The organism is Accumulibacter sp. (assembly GCF_016789985.1).
Taxonomy (GTDB): domain Bacteria; phylum Pseudomonadota; class Gammaproteobacteria; order Burkholderiales; family Rhodocyclaceae; genus Accumulibacter.
Genome location: NZ_JAEUOL010000165.1, coordinates 1 through 5,271, shown reverse-complemented (window position 1 = coordinate 5,271; position 5,271 = coordinate 1). Strand labels below are relative to the sequence as shown.

General features: G+C 62.7%; 6 protein-coding genes and 1 pseudogene. 3 read left to right on the top strand and 4 right to left on the bottom strand.

Annotated elements, in window-relative coordinates; genetic code table 11:
• Positions 1-1,455, top strand: a 1,455-nt coding sequence (gene aceK / locus JNK99_RS09625) for a bifunctional isocitrate dehydrogenase kinase/phosphatase (RefSeq protein WP_291851993.1), incomplete at its 5' end; no start/stop codon positions are given.
• Between the two features lie 22 nt (positions 1,456-1,477).
• Here the strand turns inward: aceK and JNK99_RS09620 are convergent.
• On the bottom strand, positions 1,478-2,743 hold the full coding sequence (locus JNK99_RS09620) for a glycerate kinase (RefSeq protein WP_291851991.1): 1,266 nt from the start codon (positions 2,741-2,743) through the stop codon (positions 1,478-1,480).
• Positions 2,744-2,772: 29 nt separating this feature from the next.
• Complete coding sequence (gene hyi, locus JNK99_RS09615) at positions 2,773-3,591, bottom strand: hydroxypyruvate isomerase (RefSeq protein WP_291851988.1); 819 nt, start codon at positions 3,589-3,591, stop codon at positions 2,773-2,775.
• Between the two features lie 50 nt (positions 3,592-3,641).
• Between hyi and JNK99_RS09610 the strand changes: the two genes are divergently transcribed.
• Both JNK99_RS09610 and JNK99_RS09605 read left to right on the top strand, forming a co-directional pair.
• Complete coding sequence (locus JNK99_RS09610; RefSeq protein WP_291851985.1) at positions 3,642-4,202, top strand: cob(I)yrinic acid a,c-diamide adenosyltransferase; 561 nt, start codon at positions 3,642-3,644, stop codon at positions 4,200-4,202.
• Between the two features lie 44 nt (positions 4,203-4,246).
• Positions 4,247-4,804 carry a hypothetical protein gene (locus JNK99_RS09605; RefSeq protein ID WP_291851982.1) on the top strand — a complete coding sequence of 186 codons (558 nt, stop codon included), beginning with the start codon at positions 4,247-4,249 and terminating at the stop codon, positions 4,802-4,804.
• A gap of 34 nt (positions 4,805-4,838) precedes the next feature.
• On the opposite strand, the pseudogene JNK99_RS09600 reads toward JNK99_RS09605, so the two are convergent.
• Together JNK99_RS09600 and JNK99_RS09595 are read right to left on the bottom strand one after the other, a co-directional pair.
• Positions 4,839-5,012: pseudogene (locus JNK99_RS09600) on the bottom strand (IS630 family transposase); the annotation flags it as partial.
• A 33-nt stretch (positions 5,013-5,045) separates the two neighbouring features.
• Positions 5,046-5,271 (bottom strand): IS3 family transposase (locus JNK99_RS09595; RefSeq protein ID WP_291851979.1); only part of this gene is annotated, 226 nt, incomplete at its 5' end.

The following is a 5,271-nucleotide window of genomic DNA, read 5'->3' as shown; positions in this document are numbered from 1 at the left end:
CAGCCCGAGCTTGCCGAGACGTTTTTCAACTCGGTCTGCTCGAAGATCCTGCATCGAACCTATTTCCACAACGACTACATCTTTGCCCGGCCGGCCGTGTCGACCGAGTACATCCAGTCGTATCCGCCGACCTATCGCAGTTACTATCCGGCGCAACAAGGGCTGCGCAACACGGTGCGCCAGATCATCGTCGATTTCGACTGGCAACGCCCCTTCGCGGACCTCGACCGCGACGTCGATTTCATCATGCGTACGGCCAGGAAGCGTCTCGGCGAGTGGCCGGTGGCGGAGGCCAATGCCCAGATCGAGGTGCTGCATTCGGCTTTCTACCGCAACAAGGGCGCCTACATTTTCGGCAAGGCGATCAACGGCCATGCCGAGGTTCCGTTCGCCATCGCCGTGGTGCACTCGCCCGGGGGGCTGCTGGTGCTCGACACCATCCTGCTCGACCGCTGGCTGATCAGCGTGCTCTTCTCGCTGTCACGCGCCTACTTCATGGTCGATATGGAGGTTCCCTCGGCTTACGTGCAGTTCCTGCGCAGCATGATGCCGAACAAGCCGCCGTCGGAGATCTACACCATGCTCGGCCTCGGCAAGCAGGGCAAGACGCTCTTCTTCCGCGATCTGAAGCATCATCTGCGCCATTCGGAAGACCAGTTCATCATCGCGCCGGGGATTGCCGGCCTGGTCATGCTGGTGTTCACGCTACCGTCGTATCCCTACGTTTTCAAGCTGATCAAGGACGTCTTCGGAGCGTCCAAGGAAATGGACCGGGCAACCGTCAAGCGCAAGTACCTGCTGGTGAAACAGGTCGACCGGGTCGGTCGCATGGCCGATACGCTCGAGTTTTCGCATGTCGCCCTGCCCAGGAAGCGCTTTTCCGCCGAGTTGCTGGAAGCATTGCATACCCTTGCTCCGTCCTTGATCGAGGAAGAGGGACGGGATCTGGTGATCAAGCATCTGTACATCGAACGCCGCCTGACGCCCTTGAACATCTATCTCGACTCGGCAACGCCGCAACAGATCGACCACGCCGTGCTCGAGTACGGCAATGCCATCAAGGAGCTGGCCAGTGCCAACATCTTCCCGGGGGACATGCTCTGGAAGAACTTCGGCGTCACCCGTTACAACCGCGTCGTGTTCTACGACTACGACGAAATCGAGTACATGACCGATACCAACTTCCGCGTCATCCCGGAAGCGCCGTACCCGGAGATGGAAATGTCTGGCGAACCGTGGTACTCGGTCGGCAAGCACGATGTCTTCCCGGAGGAGTTCGCCAGTTTTCTGCTCGGATCACCCAAGGTTCGCTCGGCTTTTCTCAAGTACCATCGGGCCTTGCTCAGCGTGAAGTTCTGGCAGACGACACAGGAGAAGATCCGCGCCGGTCATGTCGAGGATTTCTTCCCTTATCCCGAGGAACTGCGTTTCTGCAACGCGTTTGCCGACGGCTGAACCCACCGTCGGCGCGTCTTCGTCAGCTCACCAGAATGGCGTGGAAGTCGTTGACGTTGGTCAGCGTCGGTCCGCTTACCAGCAGGTCGCCGATCGCCGAGAAGAAAGCGTAAGCATCATTGTCGTCCAGTGCGGCGCGGGCGTCGAGGCCAAGCGCGCATGCCTGCTCCAGCGTGTGTGGGCCGATCAGGGCGCCGGCGTTGTCTTCCGAGCCATCGATGCCGTCGGTGTCGGCGGCCAGGGCATGCACGCCCGGTTGTCCCTGCAGTGCCAGCGCCATGGCCAGCATCAGCTCGCTGTTACGCCCACCGCGTCCCTTGCCGCGGATGGTGACGGTCGCTTCGCCGGCAGACAGCAGGACGCAGGGCGGGCGGGCAGGCGTCCGGTGGCGAATGCAGCTGCGCGCAATGCCGGCCAGCGCACGGGCGACCTCGCGCGCCTCACCCTCGATGCCATCGGCGAGGATGAGCGGTGTCACGCCGGCCACCCTTGCTGCTTCTGCCGCTGCGGCGAGGGCCATCAAGGGGCTGGCGACGAGGCGGAATTCACTTTTCGCCAGCCTCGGATCGCCTGGCTTGGGCGTTTCGAGCTCGCCGGTCTGGAGGCGCCGGCGCAACTGTTCCGGCAGGTGGAGCGCATGACGGTCGACCACCGCCAGCGCGTCGGCGCAGGTGCCGGGATCGCCAACGGTCGGGCCGGAGGCGATGACTTCCGGATCATCGCCGGCGACATCCGAGATGGCCAGCGTCAGCACCGAGGCAGGCCAGGCGGCGGCGGCCAGCCGTCCGCCCTTGATCGCCGACAGATGCTTGCGCACGCAGTTCATCTCGTGGATGGTGGCGCCGCTTTTCAGCAAGGTGGCAGTGATCGCCTGTTTGTCCGCCAGGCTGATGCCGGCCGCCGGGGCCGCGAGTAGTGCCGATCCACCGCCGGAGATCAGTGCCAGCACGCAGTCGTGCGGCGTGAGATTACTCACCCGCTGCAGGATGGCAATGGCGGCAGCCTGGCCGGCAGCATCGGGGAGCGGGTGTGCTGCTTCGACGATCGCGATGCGCTGGCAGGGGACGCCGAAGCCGTAACGGGTGACCACCAGGCCGCTCAGCGGACCGGGCCAATGCTCTTCGACTGCCCTGGCCATTGCCGCCGAGGCCTTGCCGGCGCCGACCACGAGCAGGCGGCCACTGCGTTCGGCGGGTAGCTGCGGGGGCACACAGCGCTCCGGCCTGGCGGCCGCGGTTGCGGCAGCAAACAGGCCATGCAGGAAACGGAACTCGGCAAGGTCGCGCATCGGCGCTCCTTTACGGTGGACGGTTGATGTCACGGGTTGGCCGGAGCGCTGCCGGCGAGCCAGTCCTTCGCCCAGCCGAGGCTGCTCTCGGTGTTCGCCGACAACGGTCGGTATTCGCAACCCAGCCAGCCGCCGTAGTCGAGACGGCGGAGCAGGGCGAAGAGAAACGGATAATTGATCTCGCCGCTGCCCGGTTCATGCCGTCCCGGGTTGTCGGCCAACTGAAAATGGGCAATCCGCCCGATGTTAGCCTCGATTGTGCGCGCCAGATCGCCCTCCATGATCTGCGCATGGTAGATATCGTACTGCAGCCACAGGTTTTCGGTCGCCACCCGGTCGATCAGCGCCAGCGCCTTGGCCGGAGTGTCAAGCCAGAAGCCGGGGATGTCGACCCGGCTGTTGATCGGCTCGATGAGCAGCCGGACCCCGTGTGACGCCAGTCGTTCTGCCGCATGACGAAGATTGGCCGTGCAGGTCGCCAGCAACGCGGCTTCCGGGATTCCAGCCGGCGCGATCCCGGCGAGGCAGTTGAGTTGCCGGCAACCAAGCCGGCGTGCATACTCCAGCCCCTGCTCGACGCCCTCCCGGAACTCTGCCTCGCGTCCGGGCAGGCAGGCAATTCCCCGCTCGCCCGCCTCCCAGTCGCCAGCCGGCAGATTGTACAGGACCTGGAGCAGACCGTTTTCGCGCAACAGGCGATGCAGTTCATCGCCATCATAGGCGTAGGGGAAGAGGTACTCGACGCCACGAAAGCCGGCGCGCGCGGCGCGCGCGAAACGTTCGTCGAATGGCACATCGGGGAAGAGAAAGCTCAGGTTGGCGCTCAGATTCAGCGAGGGTAAGGGCACTCGGACTCCTTGAACTATAATCCTCGTTTATTTTGATCAGGAAACTCGGCATGGGCAATCGTCTTTCGAAAATCGTCACGCGCACCGGTGATGCCGGAACCACCGGGCTCGGCGACGGCACCCGCGTTGGCAAGGACAGCCTGCGTATCGAGACCATAGGGCAGGTCGACGAGCTCAACTCGACGATCGGCCTGTTGCTCAATGAAGAGATGCCGGACGGAATCAGGCAGGCACTGATCGGCGTCCAGCACGATCTGTTCGATCTCGGGGGCGAGCTGTGCATTCCCGGAATGAACATGATCAGCGACGAGCAGGTTGCCCGGCTCGAGGATCTGGTCGAGCAGTTCAACGCCGATCTGCCACCGCTCAAGGATTTCATCCTGCCGGGTGGCACCCGTGCTGCTGCCAGCGCACACCTGGCGCGCACCGTCTGCCGCCGTGCCGAGCGGCATGTGGTACACCTGGCAAGCAGCGAGACGGTTTCCGGATTTGCCCGCAAGTATCTGAATCGCCTGTCCGATCTGCTCTTCGTGCTGGGCCGCGCGCTGAACAGGGCGGGTGGGCGCGGTGACGTGCTGTGGGTGCAAGGAAAGAATCGTGGCGGTGCCTGAGGGGGCCGGCTACGCGCATGAATTCTTGTTGAGGGAGTGCCAGCATGACAATGAATATCACCGTCATTACCACGGCCAATCGTGCGCGACGTTTTGTCCAGGTCGACGAAGCCCTGCAGCAGACGATTCTCGATAGTCTCCGACGCAGCAGCCAGTTGTTCACGGGGAAGCCGCTGATCGTCGGTTCGCCAGCGCTGACCGAGGTGTTCGCCGCGTCGGCGATCGCCTGTGTCGAGATCGAAACGATCCGCGATCTCGGCGACTATCTGCCCAGTCCGCTCAACCTGACGCTGACCGCGCTGACCCCCGAGCAACGCGCCGAACCATTTGTCGGCGGGCTTGACGGCGATCATTTCCGGGCGCGGATAGAGTTCTTCTTCACCGGAGGGCACGTGCTCTTCATGAGCGCCGAGGGCGTCCGCAAGCCGGCGCTGGCCGAGCGGCTGATGAACCTGACCAGTCTCTTCGAGCGGCCGGCGATTCACTATCGACTGGCACAAGGCGGCGTCGGACTGATGAATCCGCATGCCATGACCCGCTTCGTGGTCAGTCCTGGAATTCCGGATCTGCCGAGCGACGCCTGGCTGGCTGATGCCTCGTAGCTGGTCGCCCGGCGTTGCTGCGCCGCCCTAGTGTTTAATTGCATAGGTTAACAATAGTATTTCGTAGCTGTGTTCCCTTAACCTCGCGCTTTCGCCAGACGAAGGGAGCGGCGTTCTGGTTGTAAGCGGTGGTGAATTTGTGAATGGTCTCGACGAGTTGATCGACACTCGAGAAGCTGGCATTTTGCAGCGTCTTGCGCTGGAAGATTGAGGTAGGTCGTCAACCGTAGAGTCCAACGGATTAAGCGGCCATCTGTTTTGCATGGTACTGCTGGTTGAATGCAGTAGGCGATAGATAGCCAAGTCGAGCCTGCTTGCGGATACGATTGTAGAAGGTCTCAATGTCTTCGGTGATTTCCTGCCGGGCTTGTTCGCGCGTGACAAAGCGCTGGTGATGCACCAGTTCATTTTTCAGTGATCCCGAGAAACGCTCCATCGGGGCATGGTCCCAGCCGTTCCCTTGACGG

Excerpts from the sequence above, each read along its gene's own strand:
- JNK99_RS09620 (WP_291851991.1), bottom strand. The coding sequence starts at position 2,743 with ATGCGCGACCTTGCCGAGTTCCGTTTCCTGCATGGCCTGTTTGCTGCC.
- JNK99_RS09610 (WP_291851985.1), top strand. The coding sequence starts at position 3,642 with ATGGGCAATCGTCTTTCGAAAATCGTCACGCGCACCGGTGATGCCGGA.
- JNK99_RS09605 (WP_291851982.1), top strand. The coding sequence starts at position 4,247 with ATGACAATGAATATCACCGTCATTACCACGGCCAATCGTGCGCGACGT.